The sequence below is a fragment of the Novosphingopyxis sp. genome (assembly GCF_965218915.1).
Lineage (GTDB): Bacteria > Pseudomonadota > Alphaproteobacteria > Sphingomonadales > Sphingomonadaceae > Novosphingopyxis.
The window spans coordinates 649,301-675,478 of the sequence record NZ_OZ244708.1 but is presented as its reverse complement, the minus strand read 5'-3'; the positions used below and the strand labels follow the sequence as shown (position 1 = coordinate 675,478).

Annotated in this window: 26 protein-coding genes; 15 read left to right on the top strand and 11 right to left on the bottom strand. The window is 64.9% G+C overall.

The features are described from left to right. Positions 1-32: 32 nt before the first annotated feature. Positions 33-1,253 carry a cytochrome P450 gene (locus ACOQPC_RS03245; RefSeq protein ID WP_420607232.1) on the bottom strand — a complete coding sequence of 407 codons (1,221 nt, stop codon included), beginning with the start codon at positions 1,251-1,253 and terminating at the stop codon, positions 33-35. A gap of 202 nt (positions 1,254-1,455) precedes the next feature. Then, on the bottom strand, positions 1,456-2,832 hold the full coding sequence (gene rimO, locus ACOQPC_RS03240; RefSeq protein ID WP_420608055.1) for a 30S ribosomal protein S12 methylthiotransferase RimO: 1,377 nt from the start codon (positions 2,830-2,832) through the stop codon (positions 1,456-1,458). Between the two features lie 176 nt (positions 2,833-3,008). On the opposite strand from rimO, the gene ACOQPC_RS03235 reads away from it, so the two are divergent. Then, positions 3,009-3,401: a DUF1761 domain-containing protein gene (locus ACOQPC_RS03235; protein WP_420607231.1), complete on the top strand. Its 393-nt coding sequence runs from the start codon at positions 3,009-3,011 to the stop codon at positions 3,399-3,401. Between the two features lie 3 nt (positions 3,402-3,404). On the opposite strand, the gene ACOQPC_RS03230 is transcribed toward ACOQPC_RS03235, so the two are convergent. Next, a complete protein-coding gene (locus ACOQPC_RS03230; RefSeq protein ID WP_420607230.1) occupies positions 3,405-4,466 on the bottom strand; it encodes a potassium channel family protein in 1,062 nt (353 codons plus the stop codon). Then, entirely contained in the window at positions 4,466-5,557 is a 1,092-nt protein-coding gene (locus ACOQPC_RS03225) for a peptidoglycan DD-metalloendopeptidase family protein (RefSeq protein ID WP_420607229.1), read from the bottom strand. Before ACOQPC_RS03225 ends, ACOQPC_RS03230 begins: the two co-directional genes overlap by 1 nt. Positions 5,558-5,788: 231 nt before the next feature. On the opposite strand from ACOQPC_RS03225, the gene surE reads away from it, so the two are divergent. From surE to ACOQPC_RS03195, 6 genes are all read left to right on the top strand, one after another. Next, positions 5,789-6,565 (top strand): 5'/3'-nucleotidase SurE, encoded by a 777-nt coding sequence (surE, locus tag ACOQPC_RS03220; RefSeq protein WP_420607228.1) that lies wholly within the window; start codon positions 5,789-5,791, stop codon positions 6,563-6,565. 571 nt (positions 6,566-7,136) lie between these two features. After that, positions 7,137-7,577 carry a host attachment family protein gene (locus tag ACOQPC_RS03215; RefSeq protein ID WP_420607227.1) on the top strand — a complete coding sequence of 147 codons (441 nt, stop codon included), beginning with the start codon at positions 7,137-7,139 and terminating at the stop codon, positions 7,575-7,577. A gap of 367 nt (positions 7,578-7,944) precedes the next feature. Beyond that, on the top strand, positions 7,945-8,652 hold the full coding sequence (locus tag ACOQPC_RS03210; RefSeq protein ID WP_420607226.1) for a hypothetical protein: 708 nt from the start codon (positions 7,945-7,947) through the stop codon (positions 8,650-8,652). A gap of 45 nt (positions 8,653-8,697) precedes the next feature. Beyond that, positions 8,698-8,826: a hypothetical protein gene (locus tag ACOQPC_RS03205; protein ID WP_420607225.1), complete on the top strand. Its 129-nt coding sequence runs from the start codon at positions 8,698-8,700 to the stop codon at positions 8,824-8,826. A gap of 553 nt (positions 8,827-9,379) precedes the next feature. Next, entirely contained in the window at positions 9,380-9,811 is a 432-nt protein-coding gene (gene dksA, locus ACOQPC_RS03200; protein ID WP_420608054.1) for an RNA polymerase-binding protein DksA, read from the top strand. 113 nt (positions 9,812-9,924) lie between these two features. Beyond that, positions 9,925-10,320 carry a PilZ domain-containing protein gene (locus ACOQPC_RS03195; protein ID WP_420607224.1) on the top strand — a complete coding sequence of 132 codons (396 nt, stop codon included), beginning with the start codon at positions 9,925-9,927 and terminating at the stop codon, positions 10,318-10,320. 9 nt (positions 10,321-10,329) lie between these two features. Here the strand turns inward: ACOQPC_RS03195 and ACOQPC_RS03190 are convergent, their stop codons facing one another. The 5 genes from ACOQPC_RS03190 to ACOQPC_RS03170 all read right to left on the bottom strand — a co-directional run bounded on the left by ACOQPC_RS03190 (position 10,330) and on the right by ACOQPC_RS03170 (position 15,275). Continuing rightward, complete coding sequence (locus tag ACOQPC_RS03190; RefSeq protein ID WP_420607223.1) at positions 10,330-11,034, bottom strand: 6-phosphogluconolactonase; 705 nt, start codon at positions 11,032-11,034, stop codon at positions 10,330-10,332. A gap of 78 nt (positions 11,035-11,112) precedes the next feature. Next, entirely contained in the window at positions 11,113-11,865 is a 753-nt protein-coding gene (locus ACOQPC_RS03185) for a peptidase (protein ID WP_420607222.1), read from the bottom strand. Positions 11,866-11,871: 6 nt separating this feature from the next. Then, the gene (locus ACOQPC_RS03180; protein WP_420607221.1) at positions 11,872-12,729 is read right to left on the bottom strand and encodes a transglutaminase family protein; all 858 of its coding nucleotides are present in this window, start codon (positions 12,727-12,729) and stop codon (positions 11,872-11,874) included. 5 nt (positions 12,730-12,734) lie between these two features. Further along, entirely contained in the window at positions 12,735-13,682 is a 948-nt protein-coding gene (locus ACOQPC_RS03175; RefSeq protein WP_420607220.1) for an alpha-E domain-containing protein, read from the bottom strand. A gap of 195 nt (positions 13,683-13,877) precedes the next feature. Next, positions 13,878-15,275, bottom strand: a complete 1,398-nt coding sequence (locus tag ACOQPC_RS03170) for a circularly permuted type 2 ATP-grasp protein (RefSeq protein WP_420607219.1) — start codon at positions 15,273-15,275, stop codon at positions 13,878-13,880. Positions 15,276-15,426: 151 nt separating this feature from the next. On the opposite strand from ACOQPC_RS03170, the gene ACOQPC_RS03165 reads away from it, so the two are divergent. The 8 genes from ACOQPC_RS03165 to ACOQPC_RS03130 all read left to right on the top strand — a co-directional run bounded on the left by ACOQPC_RS03165 (position 15,427) and on the right by ACOQPC_RS03130 (position 23,706). After that, complete coding sequence (locus tag ACOQPC_RS03165) at positions 15,427-15,606, top strand: hypothetical protein (protein WP_420607218.1); 180 nt, start codon at positions 15,427-15,429, stop codon at positions 15,604-15,606. Positions 15,607-15,615: 9 nt separating this feature from the next. After that, the gene (locus ACOQPC_RS03160) at positions 15,616-16,812 is read left to right on the top strand and encodes an NAD(P)/FAD-dependent oxidoreductase (protein WP_420607217.1); all 1,197 of its coding nucleotides are present in this window, start codon (positions 15,616-15,618) and stop codon (positions 16,810-16,812) included. Positions 16,813-16,981: 169 nt separating this feature from the next. Next, positions 16,982-18,856, top strand: coding sequence for an ABC-F family ATP-binding cassette domain-containing protein (locus ACOQPC_RS03155; protein WP_420607216.1), 1,875 nt, complete (start codon positions 16,982-16,984; stop codon positions 18,854-18,856). A gap of 215 nt (positions 18,857-19,071) precedes the next feature. Continuing rightward, positions 19,072-20,964: a M1 family metallopeptidase gene (locus ACOQPC_RS03150; protein ID WP_420607215.1), complete on the top strand. Its 1,893-nt coding sequence runs from the start codon at positions 19,072-19,074 to the stop codon at positions 20,962-20,964. 250 nt (positions 20,965-21,214) lie between these two features. Then, positions 21,215-22,009, top strand: a complete 795-nt coding sequence (locus ACOQPC_RS03145; protein ID WP_420607214.1) for an RcnB family protein — start codon at positions 21,215-21,217, stop codon at positions 22,007-22,009. Positions 22,010-22,152: 143 nt separating this feature from the next. After that, positions 22,153-22,554, top strand: a complete 402-nt coding sequence (locus tag ACOQPC_RS03140) for a hypothetical protein (RefSeq protein ID WP_420607213.1) — start codon at positions 22,153-22,155, stop codon at positions 22,552-22,554. 5 nt (positions 22,555-22,559) lie between these two features. Next, positions 22,560-22,976, top strand: coding sequence for a VOC family protein (locus ACOQPC_RS03135; RefSeq protein WP_420608053.1), 417 nt, complete (start codon positions 22,560-22,562; stop codon positions 22,974-22,976). A 91-nt stretch (positions 22,977-23,067) separates the two neighbouring features. Continuing rightward, the gene (locus ACOQPC_RS03130) at positions 23,068-23,706 is read left to right on the top strand and encodes an SOUL family heme-binding protein (RefSeq protein ID WP_420607212.1); all 639 of its coding nucleotides are present in this window, start codon (positions 23,068-23,070) and stop codon (positions 23,704-23,706) included. Between the two features lie 34 nt (positions 23,707-23,740). Here the strand turns inward: ACOQPC_RS03130 and ACOQPC_RS03125 are convergent, their stop codons facing one another. Next, positions 23,741-24,322 carry a YqaA family protein gene (locus ACOQPC_RS03125; RefSeq protein ID WP_420607211.1) on the bottom strand — a complete coding sequence of 194 codons (582 nt, stop codon included), beginning with the start codon at positions 24,320-24,322 and terminating at the stop codon, positions 23,741-23,743. Between the two features lie 182 nt (positions 24,323-24,504). Then, entirely contained in the window at positions 24,505-26,079 is a 1,575-nt protein-coding gene (locus tag ACOQPC_RS03120) for an alanine/glycine:cation symporter family protein (RefSeq protein ID WP_420607210.1), read from the bottom strand. Positions 26,080-26,178 lie beyond the last annotated feature (99 nt).

The following is a 26,178-nucleotide window of genomic DNA, read 5'->3' as shown; positions in this document are numbered from 1 at the left end:
GGTTGCGAAATGCAATCGGTTGGTGACTATCGCTATTTGACCAGCCAGATCTCGCCATAGCCGTTGAAGGCCGGGGCGATCTTGTGGGCCAGCGTATGGTCCGGCGAAAAGGCGAGGCGCGGGAATCGCTCGAACAGCAGCGGCAGCGCGATCCGCCCCTGCGCCAGGCCGAGCTGCGCGCCCAGGCAATAATGCGCGCCGCCCCCGAACGCGAAATGTCGGATGTTGTCGCGGCCGATGTCGAACCGCTGCGGATCGGCGTTGAGCGCGGGATCGTAATGCGCGCCGAACAGCGAGAGGTGGATCGTCTCGCCCTTGGCGATAGTTTCGCCGTTCAGCTCCATATCTTCCGGCGCGGTGCGCAGGCATTGCGCGACCGGTGGCTCGACGCGGAGCACTTCGTGCAGCGCATTGTCGGTCAGCGATGGATCGGCCTTCAGCTTTGCCAGCTGCTCGGGATTTTGCAGCAACTTGACCACGCCGCTGCCGATCATGTCGGTGGTGGTGCTGTTGCCCGCGATCAGCAGCAGGCGGATCAGCAGCACGATGTCGCGGGTGGTGAGCGTGTCGCCCTCCTCCTCGGCGCGGGCGAGGCCGGAGATCAGATCGTCGCCGTCGCCGCCGCGCCGCTGTTCGACCTCGCACGCCAGATAGTCGGCCAGTTGCGTGGTGCCCTGCTCGTACAGGTCGGTCTGTTCGCGCGTCCGGAACGGGTTGAGCGCCTGCATGGCGCCCAAGGACCAGCGGCGGAAATCCTTGCGGTCGGCCGCGTCGATGCCGAGCAGTTCGGCCATCACCGTGGTCGGCAGCGGCGATCCGAAGACGGCGACGAAATCGAACGCGCCGTCCTCGGCGGCGATATCATCGGCCAAGTCGCTGGCGATCGACTCGATCCGCGGGGTCAGCGCATCGACCGAGCGCTTGTTGAACGCCTTGAGCACCAGCCGGCGCTGGCGCGCATGATCGGGATCGTCGAGCATCAGCAGCGACAATTCCCTGCTGTTCGCTCCGTACAGCGTCTTGGTGAAGGTGCCCTCATTCGCCTTGGCCGGATCGACCACCAGATCGCGGTCCTTGACCAGCCGCTCGACCTCCGGCCCGCCGGTCACGAAATAGCGGCCGAGCTGCCGGTCGTGATGCACCGGCTCGGCCGCGCGCAGGCGATCGAGCGTCACCCACGGCGTCTCGCGGTAGACCGGATCGATCGCGGATAGCGCATAGCCGGTTGGAAGCGTGGTAGTGTCGTCAGGCATGTGTGCTGGCCTCCCCGCGCCAGATTAATCGGGCGCGGCAGCATTGCAAGCGATGCGGGACAGGAATGGGTGATCGCCGGCGAGGGAGTGCTGCACTTTCCTCCCCAACTACGTCATCCCGGACTTGATCCGGGATCCAGGGCCCAGCCGAAGTGCCATCTCGCCCTGGATTCCGGATCAAGTCCGGAATGACGGTATAGGGTTAGACGGGCACGCCGAATAGATCGTGCTCGTCGGCGTCCTCGACCTTCACATCGATGATATCTCCCTGCTTCAACGTCGCCGCTACGTTGCGCAAGAACACATGGCCGTCGATCTCCGGCGCGTCGGCCTGGCTGCGGGCGGTGGCGCCGATATCGCCGTCCTCGTCCGCCTCGCCGACCTCGTCGACGATCACCGGGAGCGTGCGGCCGATTTTCGCCTTCAGCTTGGCCGCGCTGATCGCCGCCGTTTTTTCCATGATGCGGGCGTAGCGCTCTTCCTTCACCGCCTCGGGCACTGGGTCCGGCAGCGCATTGGCCGCGGCGCCCTCGACCGGCTCGAACCGGAACGCACCGACCCGGTCGAGCTGCGCCTCGTCCAGCCAGTCGAGCAAATAGTCGAAATCCGCCTCGGTCTCGCCGGGGAAGCCGACGACAAAGCTGGAGCGCACCGCGATGTCCGGGCAGATGTCGCGCCACGCTTTCAGGCGCCCCAGCACCTTGGCCTCGTTCGCCGGACGCTTCATGCGCTTCAGCACCGACGGTGCGGCATGCTGGAACGGGATGTCGAGATAGGGCGTCAGCAGCCCCTCGGCCATCAGCGGGATGACTTGGTCCACATGCGGATAAGGGTAGACGTAATGCAGCCGCACCCAGGGCGCGCGGCCCTCGACGGTGCGCAGGCCACCCAGTTCGCGCGCGAGATCGGTCATGTGCGCCCTCACCTCGCGGCCCTTCCAGACGCGCGGCTGGTGGCGGATGTCCACCCCATAGGCGGACGTGTCCTGGCTGATCACCAGCAGTTCCTTGGTGCCCGCCGCGACCAGCTTCTCGGCCTCGCGCAGCACCGCGTCGATCCGGCGGCTGGCCAGATCGCCGCGCAAGGACGGGATGATGCAGAAGCTGCAGCGATGATTGCAGCCCTCGGAAATCTTCAAGTAGCTGTAATGGCGCGGGGTGAGCTTGAGGCCCCCGATCGCGTCCAGATTGGGGATCAGATCGACATAGGCCCCGCGCGCCGGGGGCGCCGCCGCGTGCACCGCGCCGACCACGTCTTCGTACTGATGCGCGCCGGTGACCGCCAGCACGTCCGGAAAGCGCGCGCGGATGGCGTCCGCCTCATTGCCCATGCAGCCCGTGACGATCACACGCCCGTTCGCCGCCATCGCCTCGCCGATCGCCTCCAGGCTCTCCTCCTTGGCGGAGTCCAGAAAACCGCAGGTGTTGACGAGCACCACGTCCGCGCCCGCATAATCGGGCGCCATGTCGTAGCCGTCGGCGCGCAGGCGCGTCAGGATGCGCTCGCTGTCGACCAGCGCTTTGGGGCAGCCCAGCGAGACCATGCCGACCCTGGGCGCCGTTTCGATTTTCGTTGCCATGATGGCGTGCAGATAGGCGTGGCGGATGGGATTGTCACGCGGGGCCGCGCGGGCCATGCTCTAGACAAGAACAGCGTCGTTCCGGCGAAAGCCGGAATCCAGGGCGAGACGGCACTTCGGGTGGACCCTGGATTCCGGATCAAGTCCGGAATGACGATAATCGAAAGAGGCAGCACATGAACATCCTCACCATCCTGCTCGCCGCGCTCGCCGCGTTTCTCGTCGGCGGGCTGTGGTACGGGCCGCTGTTCGGAACCGCGTGGATGCGGCTGATCGGCAAGACGCCCGAGGAGCTGGGCCAGGCGAACATGGTCAAGCTCTACGGCATCGCCTTTCTGTTCGCGCTGCTGCAGGCGACGATGCTGGCGCATCTGTTCGCGCGGATCGGCGCGCCGCCGTTCCATATCGTGATGATGATCTCGACCGGCATCGCGCTCGGCTTCGTCATCCCCGCGATCGGCACCAATTATCTGTTCCGTCGCGAGCCGGGAAAGCTGTTCTTCATCGACGCGGGCTACTGGTTCGCCTTCTACGCCGCGATGGGACTGGTGTTCGCGCTATTGGGCTGAGCCCTATTTCACCGCCGAGGTATCGTTGCCCGGCACGATCTCGACCACCAGGTCGCCCGCCTGCATCGCCTGCGCCTCGGCCTGCCAGAAACCGAAGGGCTGGCCATTACGGTACAGGCGCACGCCCACGCCGGTGGTGAGGCCGGTCATGGGCGTGCCATATTCCTCCGGCGTGACGGCGCGTTCGGCCAGCGCCACGCGGCCGGTGACCGAGGCGAGGTCCGAGATATAGTCGGCGATATGTTCGCCATGGCAGCTGCCCGCCAGCAGCAGGCCGGCGAAGTTCACCGGGTTGATGACGTTGCTCGCCCCTGCCTGCCGTGCCAGCAGCTCGTTGTCGGACGCGCGCACCACCACGCTGATCGGCACGGTCGGCGCGAGGTGGCGCACGGTCAGCACGATCAGGATCGAGGTGTCGTCCGATCCCGCCGAAACGATCACCGAGGACGCGGTCTGGATGCGCACGTCGGTCAGCGTCTCGTCGCGCGTGGCGTCGGCGGCGATCACGGTGCAGCCCATCGATTCGGCGGCCGCGATCGCATCCGCGTTCTTGTCGACCACCACGATCGACTTGGGGTCCTGCCCGCGTTCGAGCAGTTCCTTGGTCGCCTCCTGCCCGCTGACGCCGAAGCCGGCGACGATGATATGGTTTTCGAGATTGCTCTGGAGAATTTTCATGCGCCATTTGTCCCAGGTTCGCTTGAGCACGAAATTATAGGCCGTGCCGACGAAGATGAGCACGACGAAGATGCGGATCGGCGTCACGATCAGCGCGTCGAACATCCGCGCGCGCTCGGTGACCGGGGCGATATCGCCGTAGCCGGTGGTGGTGATCGAGATCATCGTGAAATAGATGACGTCGAGAAAGCTGACGTCGCCGTCGTAATTGTCCTGCAGCCCGGTCCGGTCGAACCAGTGGACCGCGACGGCGAGGCCGATCAGCGAGAGCACGAACATCACCCGCAGGATCGCGTCCGCCCACACCGGCAGCGAGCTTTTGCGATGCAGCGTCGCGGTGCGGCTGCGCTGGCGCGAACGCACCGTGCTTTCCTTGGCGCCGGCCATCAGGCGCTCGGCAGCTTCTTGGCGGGATCGATCGGCACGCGTTTCTGGCGGATCTCGAAATGCAGCTGCGGCTCGCGGACATAGCCGGTCTGCCCCACCGTGCCGATCGGCTGGCCCGCCGCCACCTTTTCGCCGCGCACGACGTCGAGCCGCCCGAGATGCCCGTAGGCGGTGATCCAGCCGCCGCCATGATCGATCAGCACCAGCCCGCCGAACACGCCGATCTCGTCGCCCGAATAGGCGACCACGCCGCTGCCGGCCGCGAGCACCGGGGTGCCGGACTTGGCGGCGATGTTGATGCCGTCGTTGACGCGCCCGTCGCGGTTCGATCCGAAGCTGGACAGCAGCCGCCCGCGCACGGGCCAGAGGAAATGGCCGTCGAACGCGCCGGGCTGGGCGATGGCAGTCTGCACTGCGGCCGGCGGCTTGGCGACGGCGGGCGCGGCGCGGCGGCCCTCGGCTAGCGCGGGCTGGCTGCCGGTCACGATATCGTCGATGCCGAGCGAGAAGGCGGCGGCGCGGCGCTCCATGTCGGCGCGCTCGCCGCTCACTGCGGGCACGGCGGCAGACCCTGCATAAGTTCCGGCGGCTGCGGTCTGCACTGCCGCGCCGCCCGGCAGGCGCAGCTTCTGGCCGATGCGCAGAATATAGGGCTCCTGCAGACCGTTCAGCGCGACCATGTCGGCCCAGCCGACGCCATAGGCGCGGGCGATGGCGATGCCGGTCTCGCCCGCCGCGACGCTGTGATAGTGCCCGCCGGGGATGACGAGCCGCTGGCCGGGATGGATGGTATAGGGCGGCGGCAGATTGTTCGCCGCCGCGATCGCTTCCGATCCCGCCCCGCTGCGGTTGCCGATGCCGCGCAGCGTATCGCCCGATCGCACGACATAATCGGTGCCCGCCACGTCGCGCGTGCGCCTGACGATCCGGCCGCCGTCCCAGGTCGGGCGCGGCGGGGCGACGAGCGCGCCGTCGCTGGTTTCGAGCAGAGGGCCGAGCTTCGTGGGGCCGCTCGGCGCGGCGGTGCGCGGCGCGGGCGTCCGCCCCTGTGGAATGCAGGCAGCGAGCGTCGCGGCCATCGCGACCGCCAAGCCGAACCCCCTGTTTGCCATCGCACCCCGCATCGACGCGGCTTCTAATCCGGTCGCGCGCGATTGGCCAGCAATCTAACTATCCGGTGCGGGTCGGTTTGAATAAGCCTTGTTTCTTCATTCCCAATCTCCGTCATTGCGAGCCGCAGGCCGCGGCAATGACGAATAGCGGTCGGCGACCGAACGCCGCGCTCCTTGCACGCGCCCCTCCGCCCCGCCATAGCGCAGCCCATGCGTATTCTCCTGACAAACGATGACGGCATCCATGCTCCCGGCCTCAAGATCCTCGAAGGCATCGCCGCCGAGCTGTCCGACGACATATGGATCGTCGCGCCGTCCGAGGAGCAATCGGGCGCGGGCCATTCGCTCACGCTGACGCGCCCCGTGCGGCTGCGCCGGCATGACGAGCGGCGCTTTTCGGTCAGCGGCACGCCCACCGATTCGGTGATGATGGCGCTGAGTCAGGTGCTCGGAAAGGAGCGCGGGCCCGATCTGATCCTGTCCGGCGTCAACCGCGGTGCCAATCTGGGCGACGACGTGACCTATTCGGGCACCGTGTCCGCCGCCGTCGAGGGCGCGCTGGCGGGCGTGCGCTCGATCGCGCTGAGCCAGGTCTACGCGAAGGAAGGCATGGGCGACGACGTGCCGTTCGCCGCCGCGTCCGCCTGGGGCGCCAAGGTCATCCGGCCCCTGCTCGCGATGGACTTCGCCCGCCGCACGCTGGTGAACGTGAACTTCCCCGCCTGCGCCGCCGACGCGGTTCAGGGCATTCGCGTCGTGCGCCAGGGTTTCCACGATTATCGCCGCTCCAGCATCGTCAAGGGCACCGATCCGCGCGGTTACGACTATTACTGGTTCGGGCTGCAGGGCGTCGAGCACACGCCGGGTCATGAAACCGACCTCGAGGCGATCGGCGACGGGTTCGTGTCGGTCACGCCGCTGCAACTCGATCTGACGCATGATGCGTCGCTGAGCCGGCTCGCGGACGCGTTTGCGGATATTCGGTAGCGGGTCGGTTCGAATTCGCCGAGCGCGAGGCCGGCCGAGGGGTCGCGCACGAGGTTCGTTGCGAACTGAAAGCGCCTCGTTGCGAGCGGAAGGTCGCAAAGGGCGCGATACGTCCCCCCCTTTCTGTCTCCCCGGACGAACCAATCCGAGCTTGCGCGCCTGATTCCGGGAACGGCGGGGCGGGGCGGCAGGAAGGCGAAAGGCGGGCGAATCCATCAGCGGTCTCCATCATCGGCGGGCGGAGAACATAACACGAACAGAGCGGTGTAGGAAAGGCCGAAGCGGCGGCCGGTGATGTCAGTTATCCTTTCGTCATGGCGATTATGTACCCTGCAAACCCGTTTCCTTTTTTCGTCACCCCAGCGAAAGCCGGGGTCTCGGGCGGGATCGCATGACGGACAAAGAAAGGCGGAGCTATGCCGTTTCTGAATTTCCATCCGACAGGGTTTGCAAAGTACATAATCGCCCTCGCAATGACGATAAGCTTGGTTTTGCGGTAAGACGCTTCGCATCGCGACCTTTGCAACCGGGCCTATAGCCGACCGTTGGTGGACAGAAGGAGAATGAAACCATGAACATACCCCATGATGCCGCCGTGATCGTCTGCGACGGCGAAAAACTGCTGTGGCTGCGCAACGAGGGCGATGCCGAATATCCCAATCTGGAAGTGGAGGGGAAGCGCAAGGAGGACAATCCGCCGGACCGCGAGCTCACCGCCAACCGCCGTGGACGGGTACAGGCCAGTTCGGGCAGCGCGCGCAGCGCCTATGAGGAAACCGATTTTCACCAGCTCGCCGAGGATCGCTTCGCGGCCGACGCGGCGGACATGCTGAAATCGCGCGCGCTCAAAAACGAATACGAGCAGCTGATCGTGGTCGCGCCGCCCAGAACGCTCGGCGAAATGCGCAAACATTATCATGTCGAGGTGGAGAAGCGCCTGATCGGTGAGGTCGACAAGGAGTTGACCGGCCATCCGCTGGACGAGATCGAAAAGATCATCAAGGCGAGCTGAGAGCGCTTTCGCATGCATTTTCCGTCGTTCCACGCGAAAAACGGGAACCTATCCCGTGTTTCAGACGGGGATCGGGTGTTGGATGATTTCCACCGCGCGAAGTAGCGCCAAACAATCCAGCCTCAACCACGCGCGACAAACGGAACGGGCCCCCGCCGCCGCGGGAGCGACGGCGCTTTTAGCAGTTGGGTTTGGCGTAACGCAAAAGGGCGGCCCCAAGGGACCGCCCTTTAGTTGCGTAACCGGCAAAGCGGATCAGGCCGCTTCGGTAAAGCCGTCCTTTTTCGCTTTGCCAAGCTTGCGCCGGGCGAACAGCGCGGCCGCGCCGGCGCCGAACAGCAGAACCATCGGCGGTGCCGGAACGTCGGTGCCGCCGGTGGAGCCGCCGGTCGAACCGCCGGAGCTGCCACCGCTCGACGAGGAGCTGCTGGAAGACGAACTGCTGGAAGAGCTGGACGAGCTCGACGAGGAGGACGTCGAGCTGGACGACGTGCTGAAGTTGCCCGAAGACGTGCTGACATTTCCCGAAGAGGTGCTGACGTTGCCGGACGAGGTGCTGACGTTGCCCGAAGACGTGCTCACATTGCCCGAGGAGGTCGTGCTGCTGGAGCTGACCGCGCCCGACGAGGTGCTGACCCCGCCGGTGGAGGTGGACACACCCCCCGTCGAGGTCGAGGTGCTCACGCCGCCGGTCGAAGTCGAAACGCCGCCCGAAGTGCTCGAGGTCGAACTGCCGCCGGTCGAGGTCGAGGACCCCCCCGTCGAGGTGGAGGTCGACCCGCCGGTGCTGGAGAAGCCGCCGGTCGAGGAGGAGGTCGAGCTGCCGCCGTTCGAGACGTTGACGTCCACATTCACGCCGCCGTTGGAGGAGCTGGTATTGGTGCCGCCCGAGGTGGTGGAACTGACGACGACGCTGCCGCCCCCGCCGCCGCCGCCGAAGCCACCGAAAAATCCGCCGCCGCCGAAACCGCCGCCGAAACCGCCCGAACCGCCGACGACGACCGGCACGCCGCCCGAACCGCCGATCACCTCGCCGCCGCCTTCGAAAAACGGCGGCAGCGGAGCGGGGCCATAGGGCACCGGTACCGGCGCCAGCGACTGCGGCGCCGCGGACGCCACCGTGACCACCGTCGGCGTCGCCGCACAGGTGGTGGTGGTCGTTCGCGTCGTCCGGCGACTGCGCTTGACGCGCCGCGCGGGGGCATGTTTGGAAATCGTGCGGCTGCGCTTCACCAGCTTGCTGGGATAGCTTTCCTTCGCCACCTGTTCCTGCGCCACCGCGGGACTGTCCGTGATCTGCATGGCGCCGCCGCCAATGATCGCGCCGCCGCAGGTGCATGCGCATAATTTCGCCAGGGCCATCCGTACCGACATGAGCTCTCTCTCTCGTTTTGCGGAGGGTCAGAGCGGGTGGGTCCGCGCTTTTCCGCCTCTCGATATGCAATGGAAGCCAGAAGAAACGGTTAAGCTCAACGCGATTAACCCTGAATCCTCATCCCCAAACGTCCTAAATCGGGCAAATCGCGTTGCGGCGGCCTTATTGTCCCGAACTGGCACCTTTTGCTGGCGAAGATTGAGCGCCGATCGGGTGACGAGCCCGAAAGTGGCCGATAGGCATCAGTCGATCGCCACTGTCGCGGCCGCGGAGACTCAATGCTTGTACGCGTCCCGGGCGCTGTTTATAGGCCGCGCCCATGGCAAACCGGTGGGCCGCCGCCCCGGCGAACGGGGGGCTACCCGCGCGTTGGAGAGTGGGTATGGATCAAGCCTTGGATCGGGGCGGCGCGAGCAGCGCCGAAGATATGCCAGGGGCGTCGATCGTCGCGGACGATGACGACGGCTATGTTCCTTCGGATGCCGACGACTTCATGAACGAGCGCCAGCTGGGCTATTTCGAGAATCTGCTGCTGGAGTGGAAACGCGCGATCCTGAGCGAGGCCAGCGGTACGCTGAGCAATCTGCAGGAAGGCCCGATCCGCGAGGCCGACCAGAACGACCGCGCCTCCAGCGAGACCGACTGGGGCATCGAGCTGCGCACGCGCGATCGCCAGCGCAAGCTGATCGGCAAGATCGACGCCGCGCTCAGGCGCATCAAGGACGGCGAATATGGCTATTGCGAGGTGACCGGCGATCCGATCTCGCTCGGCCGTTTGCGCGCGCGCCCGATCGCCACGATGACGGTGGAGGCGCAGGAGCGCCACGAACGCCGCGAGAAGATTTCGCGCGACGATTGAGCGGCGAAACCGGCCGAAAATTCATGATTTCGGCGCCCGCGTTAACGCTTTGCAGAGGTCCCTGCCCTATTGCGACGGCTTGAAAACACCGTTTCGAGGCGACCGACGCGACCATGACCAAGCCGTTCCTGCCACCGTTTGACAGCGAACCCGATGGCGCGCCCCATCGCGACAAGGACCGCGACAGCCTGTTTCTGCAGGCGGTGATCCGTATCCCCGGCAAATGCGACGAAACCTCGGTACGCATACGCAATCTGTCGTCGGGCGGGCTGATGGCCGAAGCGCCGGTCGAGGTCGAGCGCGGCGACATCGTGCATATCGACCTGCGCAACGTGGGCGATGTGACCGGTAAAGTAGCGTGGAAGGCGGAGGGGCGCTTCGGCATCGCCTTCGACCGGCCGATCGATCCCAAACAGGTGCGCCAACCGGTGGGTTCGAAAGACGAAAGGCCCAATTTCCTGAAAAAACTGGACATGATGGGTCGCCCGCGCAGCCGAAAGCCTTATTGACGACCGCGCTCAGTCTTCCAGCCAGTAGATATCGACCGGCACCTTCAATTCCCCTAACAACCGACCGACCGGCGCCGACGACGAGGCGCCCTCGGCGATCGCGCGCTCGAGCACATCCTTCTCGTCATGGCCCGAGATCGTGAACAGCACGGTGCGCGATTCGCGGATTGCAGGAACGGTCAGCGTCACCCGGTCGACCGCGGCGCCCTCCGGCATCGGATCGGGTCGCAGACCGACGGCGCGCCGCTCGGTCGGTCCCGATATCGCCGCGTCCATGTCCGGACCGGGATAGATCGCCGCAGTGCTGCCCTCGGCGCCCACGCTCAGCCACACCAGATCGGGCGGCCAGTGCAGATCCTTCAGCCGCGCGTCTGCCGCGCTTCCCGCCAGCTTGTAATCCGCCGCATCGCTGGTGATCGGTAGCACGCGCGCGCCCAGCGGCAGGAACGTCTTCGCAATATTGGCGATGTTCGACAGCGGATTGTCGACCGGAACCAGCCGGTCATCGGTCGGCACGATCGTGACATTCTTCCAGCGCAGATCGCGCGCCGCCAGCTTGTCGAACAGCGGCTGCAGCGCCGCGTCGCCCGGAAAGGCGACCAGCGCCTGGCCGCGCGCTTCGAGTGCGCTTTCGATGATGAAGCCGATATCGCCCGCTACGGCATCGGCCATCTCTTCGCTGCTTTCGAACTCCCACCATTCCACCTCGGTCATGGCCACTTGCTTTCTTTCTGCGTCATGACGCACCCATAGGCCGGTGCGGAGCCGCGATCAAACCCCGCCGTCGCGTCTTCAGGCTTCGCAATCATCGGTACCGAAGCTGAAATCGGGCAGCGAGGTGAAGGCCCGTTTCAGAGCGTCACCCCAGCCGGTCGAAATCTGAGCGAAATAGGGGTCGTGCGGCTGGAAGCGTTTCTGGTGCATCACGCTTTTGCTCTGGGGATCGACCACCATCAGATCGATCGGCGGATCGACTCCGGCGTTGGCGCGGATGGTCGAATCGAACGAGACCAGCAGCAGTTTCACCGCTTGCTCGAAGCTCATGGCCGAATCATAGGCGCGCACCAGGATCGGGCGGCCATATTTGGTTTCGCCAGACTGAAAGAAGGGATTGTCCAGTCCCGCCTCGATGAAATTGCCCTCGGGATAGATGTAGAACAGCGTCGGATCGCCGTCACCCACCTGCCCGCCGACGATCAACGTGCCGTTGAAGGTGGAGGGCTTGCCGCCGGTCTCCTTGACCTGCTTGCGGATCACCTCGCGCAGGGTGTCGCCAATGATCGTGGCAACTTGGAACATCGACGGCGCCGCCATGATCGTCGGCGTGCGATCGGCCGGAGCCTTCGAACGCTCGTCGATCAGGCTGACCACGGCTTGCGTGGTGGCGAGGTTGCCCGCGCTCAGCACCACGATCACGCGGTCGCCGGGCACTTCCCAGCAGGTCATCTTCTTGACGGTGGAGATATCGTCGACGCCCGCATTGGTGCGCGTATCCGACATGAAGACGAGGCCCCGATCGAGTTTGAGGCCCACGCAATAGGTCATAGATGGTTATTCCCGGCTTGGGGCCGAAGCGGCGCCCTGCTGCTGACTTTGGTGTTGCTGCTGGCCCTGCGCCTGAACCTGCAGATCGACGTGCAGTGTTTCCTCCGCGCTGCCGAATCGCATCCCCGATATCGGAGCGGCACCGCGGTAGTCCAGCCCCGTCGCAACGCGCACATAGCGCTCGTCCGGGGATATCACGTTGGAAACGTCGAAGCCGATCCAGCCGATCCCGTCGACATACGCCTCGGCCCATGCATGGGTCGCGTCCTGATCGACGACGTCGTCGATCTTGAGATAGCCCGAGACATAGCGCGCGGGATGGCCGAGTTCACGCGCGGCGGCGAGGAAGATATGCGCATGATCCTGGCAAACGCCCTGTTTGCTGGCGATCGCGTCCTCGGCGGTGGTTTCCACGCCGGTGGTGCCGGTCTCATAAGTCACCCGGTCGCGGATCGTGGCGGACAGCTTGTGGAGACGCGCAATGCCCGCCGCATCATCCTGCACCTCCGCCAGAATAGCGCGCACGCCATCGCCAACCCTGGTCAGATCGGTCTGGCGACGGAACAGCCACAACGGCGCATAGCCGCCATGGCCGCCGAGAATTCCGTCATTCTGCGGCGTTTCCACCTCGCCACGGCAGATGATGCTGAGGCGCGTCGCGCCGGGATCGATGCGGACGAGATCGACGGCGTTGTTGTGCTCGTCGTCGAATGTCAGCTCCTTTTCGCCGCCCTCGATCTCGATCGACCAGTCGATGATACGCTGCCCGGCACGCGCCTTGGGCGTCAACCGGATTTGCTGCAGCCCATATTGGACCGGTGCGTCATAGCTGTAAGTGGTGCGGTGGTAGATATTGAGGCGCATGAGGGTCAATCCAGAAAGCGATAATCTTGTTCGATCGCGGCAGCGACCTCGGCGTTCCGATCGAGAAAACCGTTCAGGAATTCGTGCAGCCCCTCGTCGAAAACCGCCTGGATCGAGCCGTCTTGCAGTTTCGACGCGATCGTGCGGGCGTGGGCGCAACTGTCCTTTTCCTCGCCATAATAGCTTGCGATGGCATCGCTGCAGCGCATGATGGAATCGTAACAGAAAGACAGGCTGCGCGGCAGCTGGCGGTTGAAGATCAGGAATTCGGCGATCGAGCGGGCGGTCGGATCGCTGCCGACGGCCCAGCGATAGGCGCTGTGCGCGGAGCAGGAGCGCAAGATCGTTTCCCACTGAATATTGTCAAGGCTCGATCCCACCCCGATGGAGGACGGGAGCAGCACGAAATATTTGACGTCGATGATCCTTGCCGTGCTGTCGGCCCGCTCGATGAACGTGCCGAGCCGGGCGAAATTGAACCCGTCGTTGCGCAGCTGCGTACCGAGCATCGCGCCGCGCACCAACGCGCTCTGGCGGCGAATTTGGTCGATCATGTCGGGCAGATCGCGGTCGGCGACAGGCTGCGCGAGCGCGTCCTTCAGCGTCATCCAGCATTCGTTGACCGCTTCCCATACCTCGCGGGTCAGCGCGGTGCGCACCAGCCGGGCATTGTCGCGCGCCAGCTTGACGACGCTGAGCACGCTGGAGGGATTGTCCCGGTCGCGCAGCATCCAGTCGATCACTTTCGACTGGCGGAATTCGTCATGTTTCTGCGAATAGGCGGCGCGCGTTCCGGCGGTGGTCAGGACCGAGGCCCATTCGTCGCTCGCCGCCGAACTGCGCGTCATCGCGATGCGCAGGCCCGCCTCAAGCAGACGCGCGTGATTCTCGCTGCGCTCCATATAGCGCGACATCCAGTATAGGCCGCCCGCGGTCTTACCGAGCATCGGCATGGCCTTTCGTTATTATATGAACTGTCCGTCGCTCCCGCGAAGGCGGGAGCCTATCCCGAGGTGAGTTGAAGCGGGACAGTTCGGGTTGGCGCTGCTCCATCGAAAAGCCGCTGTCAAAATTACGGTCGCTCATCGAAGAAAGACGGGGTGGGCCCCCGCCTGCGCGGAGGCGACGAAGAATATTGTCGGGCAAAATCATTCCTCCAGCACCCAGGTGTCCTTGGTGCCGCCGCCTTGGCTGGAGTTCACCACCAGCGAGCCTTCGGTCATCGCCACGCGGGTGAGGCCGCCGGGGGTGATGTCGATGCCAGCCGGGGACACCAGCACGAAAGGGCGCAGGTCGACATGGCGCGGGGCAAGACCAGAATCGGCGAAAATCGGCACGGTCGAAAGCGCGAGCGTCGGCTGTGCGATATAGCCCTCGGGTTTCGCTTTCAGCTTGGTGCGGAAGTCCTCGACTTCCTGCTTGCTCGCTGCAGGTCCGACGAGCATACCATAGCCGCCCGAGCCGTGAACCTCTTTCACCACCAGCTCGGCTAGGTTATCGAGCACATATTGCAGGCTGTCCGGCTCCGAACAGCGGTAGGTTTCGACATTCTTCAGGATCGGCGCCTCGCCCGTGTAGAAGCGCACGATATCGGGCATGTAGCTGTAGATCGCCTTGTCGTCCGATATGCCGGTGCCCGGAGCATTGGCGATGGTGATCCCGCCCGAGCGGTAGACGTCGAGAATGCCGGGCACGCCCAGCATCGATACAGGATTGAAGTTGAGCGGATCGATAAAATCGTCGTCGATCCGGCGATAGATTACGTCGACCGACTTATAGCCGCGCGTGGTGCGCATCGCGATCTTGCCATCGACGACCCGAAGGTCATGCCCCTCGACCAGCTCGACGCCCATCTGGTCCGCCAGAAAACTATGCTCGAAATAGGCGCTGTTGTGGATGCCAGGCGTCAGCACCGCGACCGTCGGCTTGCCCTCGCAGCGCGGCGGGGCGCAGGCGGCGAGCGAGCGGCGCAGCGATTGGGGATAGTCGGACACGCGCTGGACCGGTATCTGGGCGAACAGCTCCGGGAACATCTGGAGCATGGTCTCGCGATTCTCGAGCATGTAGCTGACGCCGGACGGCGTGCGCGCATTGTCCTCCAGCACGAAGAACTCGTCGTCGCCGGTGCGCACGATGTCGGTGCCCACGATATGCGTATAGATATCGCCCGGCGGCGACACGCCGATCATCTTGGGCAGATAGGCCTCGTTGTTGGCCACGAGTTCCCACGGCACCTTTCCCGCGCGCAAAATTTCCTGGCGATGGTAGATATCGTGCAGAAAAGCGTTGAGTGCGCGCACACGCTGTTCGATTCCGCGCGAAAGCTTGCGCCATTCGCGGGCCGAAAGAATGCGCGGGATGATATCGAACGGAATCAGCCGTTCCTCGGCTTCCTCGCGTCCATAGACGTTGAAGGTGATGCCGGTGCGGCGAAAAAAGCCCTCGGCCTGTTCGGATTTGCGCTGGAGTCGGTCCGCGTCTTCCGATTCGAACCAGCGGTGATAGTCCCCATAAGGTTCGCGCGTCGCATCGCCGCTTCCTAGCATTTCGTCGAACAGTGCATTTCCCCTTGGGAGTCGATCGGTCGGGAGGGGGCGGTCGTTACGCCGCCGTTTCACTGGAATGTACGCGCGGAGACGGCTGCTAGTTCCGAAGGCGGGATTGCTTCGCCGCGGCGCGCGTGGGAAAGGGCCGGCCATGAGCGACAAATTCGAACGCCACAAACAGCCCTGGACGCCCGACGAGATCCAGTCGCTGCACCGGCTCGCGGCCAAGGGCATGGGAATGAAGCAGATCGCCAAGGCGCTGACCCGCAGCGAGGAATCGACCAAGGCGCAGGCCAAGCAGGACAAGATCAAGATCGCCAAGAAGCGCTGAGGCCGGTCCATGGAGCATTACGACGCGATCATGCTGGGCGCGGGCGCGGCGGGGCTGATGTGCGCCGCCGTCGCGGGGCAGCGCGGCAAACGCGTGCTGTTGATCGATCATGCCGACCGGCCCGGCAAGAAGATCCTGATCTCGGGCGGCGGGCGCTGTAATTTCACCAATATCCATACAAGCCACGAGCGCTATCTTTCGGCGAACCGCCATTTCGCCAAGTCGGCGCTGGCGCGCTACACGGCGCGGGATTTCATCGATCTGGTGGATCGCTGCGGCATCGCCTGGCACGAAAAGACGCTGGGGCAATTGTTTTGCGACGGTTCGGCCGGGCAGATCGTCGACATGCTGCTGGCGGAATGCGCCAAGGGCGATGTCGAGCTTGCCTTGGGCAACGCGCCGCGCGACGTCGATCATGCGGATGGGCGCTTCAGCGTCAGCTTCGGCCAGCGCCGGGCCAACGCCCCCGCGCTCGTCCTCGCCACCGGGGGGCCGTCGATCCCCAAAATGGGCGCGACCGGCTTCGCCTATGACCTCGCCCGCCAGTTCGGCCTGAAGATCGTCGAGCCGCGCCCGGCGCTGGTCCCGCTGACGCTGGGCGGCGGGGATGTGCTGTTCCGCGCGCTGTCGGGCGTCGCGGCGCCGGTCGAGGCGGCATGCGGCAAAGCGGCGTTCCGCGAGGCGGCGCTATTCACGCATCGCGGTCTGTCCGGCCCCGCGATCCTGCAGATATCGAGCTATTGGCGGCCCGGCGAAACCGTCGCGATCGATTTCCTGCCCGATCGCGCGCCGGACTGGTTGATCGAGGCAAAGCGCGCCCGGCCGCGCGTCACCGTGAGGAAGCTGCTCGCCGAAGCCTTGCCCGCGCGCCTCGCCGACAGCTTGGTCGAGCGGCTGGAGACAGAGCGGCTGGGCCTCGACGGCGAACTCGCCAATATTCCGGACCGCAAGCTGGCCGCCGCCGCGCAGCGCCTCGCCCGCTGGACGTTCGTGCCAAATGGCAGCGAGGGCTTCGCCAAGGCCGAGGTCACCGCCGGCGGCATCGCCACCGCCGGCCTGTCTTCGCAGACGATGGCGGCCAGGGCGGTGCCCGGCCTTTACGCGATCGGCGAGGCGGTGGACGTCACCGGCTGGCTCGGCGGCTATAATTTCCAATGGGCCTGGGCCAGCGGCGCGGCGGCGGGCGAGGCGATCGGGGCAGCCTAGATATCAAAATTCCGTAAGTCCTGAGCCTGTCGAAGGACGTATCCCGGTCAAGCGCCGCGCATCATCGATAAGCGCCCTTCGACAAGCTCAGGGCTACGGATTTTTCATGAGGCTGTTCTGCAAGAAACCCGCGCTTCCGGTGCAACGCACAAAATGCTAGGCGCGCGCCATGCTCAATCTCAACGCCATCACGGTCCGCCTGGGCGGGCGGCTGATCCTCGACGGGGCCAAGGCTGCGTTGCCGCCTGGCGCGCGTATCGGTCTGGTCGGCCGCAACGGCGCGGGCAAGACCACGCTGGTACGCGTGATCGCCGGATCGCTGGAACCCGATAGCGGCACGGCAGCGATGCCCAAGGGCACGCGCCTCGGCTATGTCGCACAGGAAGCCCCGGGCGGCACCGCCACGCCGTTCGAGCAGGTGCTCGCCGGCGACGAGGAACGCGCTGCGCTGATGCGCGAGAGCGAAGGCGATCCGGACCCGCATCGTCTGGCCGAAATCCACGAGCGCCTGATCGCGATCGACGCTCACAGCGCCCCCTCGCGCGCCGCGCGCATCCTCGCCGGTCTGGGCTTCGACGAAGCGGCGCAGCACCGGCCGCTGGACAGCTTTTCGGGTGGCTGGCGCATGCGCGTGGCGCTCGCCGCGCTGCTGTTCTCCGCACCCGATCTGCTGCTGCTCGACGAGCCGTCGAACCATCTCGATCTGGAAGCGGTGCTATGGCTCGAGGATTTCCTGCAAAGCTATCCCGGCACCATCCTGCTGGTCAGCCACGAGCGCGATTTTCTGAACAACGTCGTCGACCATATCCTGCACTTGGAGCGCGGCGGGCTGACGCTTTATCCGGGCGGATATGATGCGTTCGAGCGGCAGCGCGCCGAACGACAGGCGCAGCTCGCCTCGGCCAAGGCGAAGCAGGAGGCGCAGGCCGACCGGCTGAAAGATTATATCGCGCGCAATTCCGCTCGCGCCTCCACCGCGAAACAGGCGCAGTCGCGCGCCAAGGCCTTGGCGAGAATGCAGCCGATCGCCGAGTTGATCGACGATCCGTCGCTGAGCTTCGATTTCCCCGATCCGGGCGAACTTAGGCCCCCGCTGATCACGCTGGACCATGCGTCCGTGGGCTATGACGGCGAGCCGGTGCTGAGCCGCCTGAACCTGCGGCTCGATCCGGACGACCGCATCGCGCTGCTCGGCCGCAACGGCAACGGCAAGACCACGCTGGCGCGCCTGCTCGCCGCGCAGCTTGCGCCGATGGACGGCGCGATGAACGCTACGCCCAAGATGCGCGTCGGCTATTTCACGCAATATCAGGTCGAGGAACTGGATCGCGGCGAGACCCCGCTCACCCACATGACCCGCCTGATGACGGGCGAAACCCCGTCGAAAGTGCGCGCGCAGCTCGGCCGGTTCGGTTTCGGGCCGGACAAGGCGACGACGCTGGTCGGCAAGCTGTCGGGCGGCGAACGCGCGCGGCTGGCGCTGGCGCTGATCACCCGCGACGCGCCGCACATGCTGATCCTCGACGAGCCGACCAACCATCTCGACGTGGATGCGCGCGAGGCGCTGGTGCAGGCGCTCACCGCCTATTCCGGCGCGGTGGTGATCGTCAGCCACGACCGCCACATGCTGGAGATGACCGCCGACCGGCTGGTCCTGGTCGACGGCGGCACCGCGACCGAATTCGACGGGTCGATCGACGATTATATCGATTTCGTGCTGGCCAAGGAGCCCGCGAAGGATGGCAGGACCGCGGAGCCGAAGCAGAGCAAGAAGGAAGCCCGCCAGGCCGCCGCGCGGCGTCGCGAACAGAACAAGGGCCTGCGCGACGCCGCGAAAAAAGCCGAGGCCGCGCTCGCCAAGCTGACCGCCGAACGCAGCACGATCGACCGCGCGATGTTCGATCCGGCGAGCGCCGAGGGCAAGCTGGCCGACCTCACCATGACCGAACTGATGAAGGAGCGCGCCGATACGCAGCAGCGCATCGAACAGGCCGAGGCCGCCTGGCTCGAAGCGAGCGAGAAGCTGGAATCGATCGCCGCCTGAGCGGGAACGAACACGAAACTTCAGGCTCGGTAAATGCTCTCAGGAATAGCGAGACTGTTCCCCGGCGAAGGCCGGGGCCCAGCATCAAACATCACCTGATGGACCCCGGCCTTCGCCGGGGAACTGATTGAGCCACATCGCTATCCTCTCAATACTATCGGAACATACCGCGCGGACCTATATCGGTAGTAATCTTTTGCCCCACAGGAGCTCTTATGCGTTTCACCACCTCCGCCGCCGCCCTTCTTCTGATGACCGGCATGAGCGGCGCCGCGATCGCACAGGATGCGCCCGCCATGACCGAGAGTGTCCAGTCCGCCAGCTTCGCCAAGGATGTGTGGACCTATGCCGATCCGGAAACGGCGCGCGTGTCGCATGTCGATCTCGATCTGGTCACCGATTTTGAAGGCAAGCAGATTTACGGCACCGCGGTGCTCGACATCGCGGCGCAGCCGGGCGCGGATCATGTGGTGCTCGACGATAATGGGCTGCGCATCCAGTCGATCACCGACATGGACGGGGGCGCCCTGCCCTACACCGTCGGCAAGGTCGACGAGATGCTCGGCGCGCCGCTGACGGTGCAGCTGAACGGCAAGGACAAAATCCGTATCGCCTATGCCAGCGCGCCCGGGGCCGAAGCGCTTCAATGGCTGCCCAAGGAAGCCACCGCGGGCGGGGAAAAACCCTATCTGTTCAGCCAGGGCCAGCCGATCAACAACCGCAGCTGGATTCCGACGCAGGACAGCCCCGGCATTCGCCAGACCTGGGACGCGCGGATCACGGTGCCCAAGGGGCTCGTTGCGGTGATGAGCGGCGACAAGCTGACGCCGGACGGCGTGCCGACCGAGGACGGCCGCGTCAGCTACCGGTTCAGGATGAACAATGCGGTGCCGCCCTATCTGATCGCGCTGGCGGTCGGCGATCTGGCGTTCAAATCGCTCGGGCCGAACAGCGGCGTCTATACCGAGCCCGCCTTGCTCGATGCCGCGGCGGATGAGTTTCAGGATGTCGAAAAGATGATCGCGGCGGCGGAGGATTTGTACGGCCCCTATCGCTGGGGCCGCTACGACATGCTCGTGCTGCCGCCGAGCTTCCCCTATGGCGGCATGGAGAACCCCACGCTTACCTTTTTAACCCCGACGATCATCACCGGCGACCGGTCGAACACCGACGTCGTGGCGCACGAGCTGGCGCACAGTTGGTCGGGCAATCTGGTCACCAACGCCACTTGGTCGGACAGCTGGCTCAACGAGGGCTTCACCACCTATTTCGAAAACCGCATCATGGAGGCGGTGTACGGCAAGGACCGCGCGGCGCTCTACGCCGATCTGGATTACGGCACGATGCTGAGCGACATCGCGGCGGCGGGCGGCGACGATGCGCCGACCACGCGGCTCCACGGCGAACCGGGCGCGACCGCGGGGCAGCTCGATTACTTCAAGGGCTCGACCTTTTTGCGCACGATCGAACAGGCGGTGGGCCGCGACCGGTTCGACGCCTATCTTCGCGGCTATTTCGACCGCTTCGCCTTTCAGCCGCAGACCACGGCTGGCTTCCTCGCCGATCTGCGCGCAAATCTGATCGAGGGCGATACGGTTCTGGAGGACAGCCTCAAGCTCGACCAATGGGCCTATGCGCCGGGTCTTCCGGACAATGCGGTGCACATCCATTCGGCCACCTTGGCCGAGGTCGACAAGGAACTGGCGGCGTTCAACGCGGGCGGGCCGGTTGCGGCGGTCGATACCGGCGGCTGGAGCACGCAGCAATGGATGCGGTTTTTGCGCGGCATCCCCAAAGAACAGAGCACCGCGCGGCTGAAGGAAATGGACGGGGGGCTGAACCTGTCGAACAACGGCAACGCCTATGTCCGTTCGGCCTGGTACGAGATCGCCATTGCCAACCGTTACGAGCCGGCGGTGCCCTCGCTGAAGCAGTATCTGACCAGTGTGGGCCGCATGCTGCTGATCCGGCCGCTCTATCAGGGGCTGGAGGATCAGGGCGCCTGGGGCCACGCCATCGCCACCGATGCATTCGCCGAGGCCAAGGCGGGCTATCACCCGATGACCGCGGCGATGACCGAACGGATATTGGCCGGACCGGAAAGCTGAGCCTGCAGCAGGCGTTGGGTATTTTCTCAGCTTGAATTCGCGCCCCGAATTGTCGTTCCCTTTCGTCATTGTAGAAATTATATTTCGAATCCGCATCTCCACAGACGTTCAGTTAAGTTACACCTTTCCTGAATATGTCTTAACTGTTCAGCAATAAGTCAGTCGGTCGAAGCCATAACGAGTCGAGCGGGCGACACGGGATTGCCCAGTCGCGGCGGAACCGTCTGCCGCCATGAACGAGGAGCAAACCATGCGTAATTTGATGCTCGGCGGCCTGATGGCTGCCACTTTTTTGAGCCCCGCCGCGCTCAGCGCCGCGGAAATCCAGAATGTCCGGATCGCCGAACCGGTCGCCGCTGATGCGGGCGTCGCCGGCGTTTCCGCTTCGGCCGCACCCGACCAGCGCAGTCGCCGCGGAAATCGCGGCAATAGCAGCGGCCAGCGCCAGAATGCGCGGCAAGCGCAACGCCAGACTCTCCGTCAGCAGGCCCGTGTGGTCGAGCGGCGTCAGGACCGGCGCCAAGACCGGAGACGGGATGCCCGCCAGGATCGAAGGCGGGATGTTCGTCAGCAGGTGCGGCAGAATTATCGGCAGGAGGCGCGGCGCGACGCGCGTCAGGATTATCGGCGCGACGTCCGTCGTGATGCCCGCCAAGATTATCGCCGCGATGTGCGGCAGGATTACCGCCGCCAGCAATATAATAACGGCAATTTCTATTATAACGGCCGCAGTTACAATCACTGGAACAACAATTGGCGTAATGACCGCCGCTACAACTGGCGCGGTTATCGCAGCAGCAATCGCGGCCTTTTCTCCAGCCGCTATTATTCGCCCTACCGCAACTATCGTTACAACCGCCTGTCGATCGGCGTAGTGCTCGGTTCGTTATTCTACAGCAGCCGCTACCAGATCGGCAATCCATACCAGTATCGCCTGCCCGCGACTTACGGCCCTTATCGCTGGGTGCGTTATTATAACGATGCGGTATTGGTCGATATCCGCACCGGACGCACCGTCGACGTGAAATATGATTTCTTCTACTGATTTCGGCGGTATCACCGAGCAGGCCCGGGACGCGCAAGCGCCCGGGCCTTTTTGTTACGCCCGATGCATCAACCGCCAGACGGCTTTCGCTCTGTGAACCAAAGCGCTACCCCCACTGCGTCAACCATTCGGATGGAAACGTCATGACCCTGATCCTCGCCATGCTCCTGCAGACCGCCGCGCCCGTGCCGGCGGCCATCACCGAAATCCAGCAGCGCGATATCGATTGCGTCGCCACCTTCGGACTGGTCGCCTATGAGCAATCGCGCGGCGCGCCCGGGGCGAACCGGCTGCGCAGCCTCGCCCTGCCAGGCAAGACCTATGCCGGACTGATCGGAGCGCGGCTGATCGAGGAGGCCGGCCTGCCGCGCGAGGTGATCGCCGCGGCCATCGCCGAATCGGCGCGCGCGCAGGCTTCGGCCGCGGTCGAGGCCGGCAATCCGATGCGTTTCCTGACCACGCGCTATGCCGTTTGCGAGCCGCTGCTCGATGCCGAGATCGCGGCCGGTGGCGACTTGCGGCTGCCCAAGCCGCGGGGCCGGTGAGCGCGGTGGCGCTGCGTCCGTTCCACCTCGCCTTTCCGGTCCACGATCTGGCGGCCGCGCGCCGCTTCTACGGCAACGTGATAGGCTGCCGCGAGGGTCGTAGCAGCGATGCCTGGGTCGATTTCGATTTCTTCGGCCACCAGATCGTCGCGCATCTGGGTGATGAGCGCGGGGGTATGCACCATAATCCGGTCGATGGCCATGACGTGCCCGTGCCGCATTTCGGCGTGGTGCTGTCGATGGCGGACTGGAACACGCTGTCGCAAAGGCTGCGCGAAGCGAAGACCGCATTCATCATCGAGCCGACCGTCCGCTTTCGCGGGGAGCCGGGCGAGCAGGCGACGATGTTCCTGACCGATCCCAGCGGCAATGCGCTCGAGTTCAAGGCGTTCGCCGACGATGTGGCACTGTTCGCAACGTAAGCTGTCCACGCCGCGCAACCGCAAGGCTGTTCGTTCATTCTCCCCCTAGGCACACACCGCCCCCGGCGAACCCGAACACATGGAGATGCAGATGAACCCGACGACCAAGAAAGCGATTATCGGTGGCGGCGCGGCGCTGGCAGCGGGCGCGATCGGCTATGGCCTTTACGCCCGCTCGGAAAAGCAGACCGAGAGCCCGGCCTATCGCCCGGTACGCACCGAAGGCGATTTCGAGCTGCGTCGCTATGCCCCCTATCTGGTGGCCGAGACGGTGGTGACCGGAACGCGCAAACAGGCTGAAAAGCAGGGCTTTAAGATTCTCTCCGATTATTATTTCGCCAAGTCGCGCGATGGCGAAAAGCTCGATATGACGGTGCCGGTCACCGCATCGATCGAAGGTGCCGGGCGTCATGACTTCGATGATGAAGGCGGCCGCTGGGCAGTGCGCTTCGTAATCCCGCAAGGCAAGATCAAGGCCAGCCTGCCCGCGCCGCCAACGGCTATTGCGCTGCGCGACATGGCTGAGCGGCTGGTTGCGACGGCGCTGGTGAACGGCACGCCGAGCGACGCGCACTGGAACGAGGCGATCGAACGCCTGGAAGGCTGGATCGCCGAGCGCGGCTGGAGCGGCACCGGCGCGTTCGAGCTTGCGAGCTACAACAGCCCGATCATCGTCGCGCCAATCCGCCGCGACGAGGTGTTTCGCGCGATCGAGGAGCCGCTGGGCTGATTCCGCCCCCTCCCCAATTGCTGGAGCGGAAACGTTAAAGCAGATATTTGACGGCGACGAAGCCGAGCACGGCCAGCACGCCCAGAGCGGTGGTTGCAAACGCGAAATTGCGATCGATCCATGCTTTCATGGGGGCGCCGAAGAACCGCAGCAGTCCGGCGACGATGAAGAACCGAGCGCCACGCGCGATGACGGCTGCCGACAGCAGCACCTGCAGCGGCATCGCGGTCGCTCCGGCGGCGATGGTGATCACCTTGAACGGCAGCGGCGTGAAGCCCGCGAGCAGCACGATGATCCACCCCTGCGCGTTGAACTGCGCCTTGAAATGCGCGAATTCCGCGCCGACACCGTAAAAGTCGAGGATCGGCTGGCCGATAGCGTCGAACAGGAAAAAACCGATCGCATAGCCGAGCAGCGATCCCAGCACCGATGCGGCTGTGCATACCAGCGCGTACCACCAGCTGCGCTCCGGCCGGGCCAAGCACATCGGTGCCAACAGAACGTCGGGCGGAATCGGGAAGAAGCTGGATTCGGCGAAACTGAGCGCGGCCAGCCAGCGCGGCGCAGTGCGGTGCCCGGCCTTGTCGAGCGTCCATTCATAGAGGCGTTTCAGCATCGGCGGGCTCGATCCATAAAAAGCCCCTCCCGCTTGCGGGAGGGGTTTGGGGTGGGATGTAGACTTTACAAGTGCTGGTTGATCCCAGACCCCGGGTTCCGCCCCGTACCCACCCCCGGCCCCTCCCGCAAGCGGGAGGGGAGAAGGAGCAAGGCTTCAGCAGCGGTTGGCTGCGGAGACAATCAATGCCCCGCCGCGCCGCTGATCTCTTCGCTCAGTTCGGTCGGCGTTTCGCGGCCGTGGTCCTTGCCGGCGTTGCGCACGCCGCGGGCCAGTGCGAACACCACGCCGGACAGCGCGAGCAGCGCGATCATGTTCGGAATCACCATCGCCGCGTTGGAGATATCGCCCAGCCGCCAGATGAAATCGAGCGGGGCGGAAGCCCCGATATAGATGAAGATGCACCACAAGACCCGCCAACCCATGTGCAGCATCTTCTCGCCGCGATCGTTGGAGCCGGGCAATTGGTCGTAGAGATAGGTGATCGCCCGTTCGCCATAATAGCTCCAGGTGAGCAGCGTGGTGAACACGAACAGGATCAGCGCGATCGAGGCGATCAGCGTGCCGATCGGGACGCCCGCAAGTTGATAGGGGAACGCCGCTGCGAACGCTCCCGATGTGACGGCGAAGCCCGCCAGCTCCGACGACTGCCAGGCATGTTTCACCGGCTCGCTGAGCCCGGTGGCGGCATTCACCGCCATGAACGGGCCCTCGACCGTCAGGATGACGAGCGCGGTCATGGTGCAGATCACGATGGTGTCGATGAACGTGCCGAGCATTGCGAAATTGCCCTGCGCGGCGGGATCGTTGGTCTGCGCCACGGCATGCGCGATCGGGGTCGAGCCCTGCCCCGCCTCATTGGAGAACAATCCGCGTGCCACGCCCGCCCGGATGGCGAGGATCAGGCCCGCGCCGACGAAGCCGCCGCTGGCCGACTGCGCGTTGAACGCGCCGCCGAAGATGCGCGAGAAAGTTTCCGGAATGTCGGCGATATTGATGAGGATCGCGATCAACGCCATGATGATGTAAGCGATCGCCATGATCGGCACGATCTTCTCGGCCACCGCGCCGATCGACTTGATGCCGCCGATGATGACCACGAACACGGCCAGCGCGACGATGATGCCGCCGATCCACTCGTCCAGCCCGGTCAGCTCGTTGATCGAATCCGCCACCGAATTGGCCTGGATGCCGTTGCCGGTGACCAGCGCGGAAAACAGGGTGCCGAGGCAGAACAGGATCGCCAGCCATTTCCATTTCGGGCCGAGGCCGTAGGTGATGTAGCTCATCGGCCCGCCGCGATATTCGCCCTCGGGGGTTCTCTCGCGGAAACGCACGGCAAGCGAGCCTTCGCCGAACGCCAGCGCCATGCCGATCAGCGCGGTAATCCACATCCAGAAGATCGCGCCGGGGCCGCCCAGCGCGATGGCGGTGGCGACGCCGGCAAGGTTGCCGGTGCCGACCTGGCCCGACAAGGCGGTGGAAAGCGCCGCGAACGGGCTGATCTCGCCAGCCGCGCCTTTGTCCGATTTCCTGAACAGTTTGCGGAAGGAGGGGATGAGTTCGCGCACCGGATAGCCGCGCAGACCGAACATCATCCACAGGCCGCCGCCCAGGAGAATGATCACCATCGGCGGGAAGGGCAGTATCTCCGCGCCATTCCAGGTGCCGCCCCAGATGAAGTCAGACACGTTGATAACCGGATCGGTCCAACGCTCGAAGGCGGCAGCGATTGTGCCGGTTTGCGCGGTTGCCATGATGATTTCCCTCGGCGGCTATTGCCGCTCCCTGACCCAGTTCTTCGGGTCAGGGCTTAGCAAAGCGGATCGCGATGGCAAGCGATACGGGTCATTTAA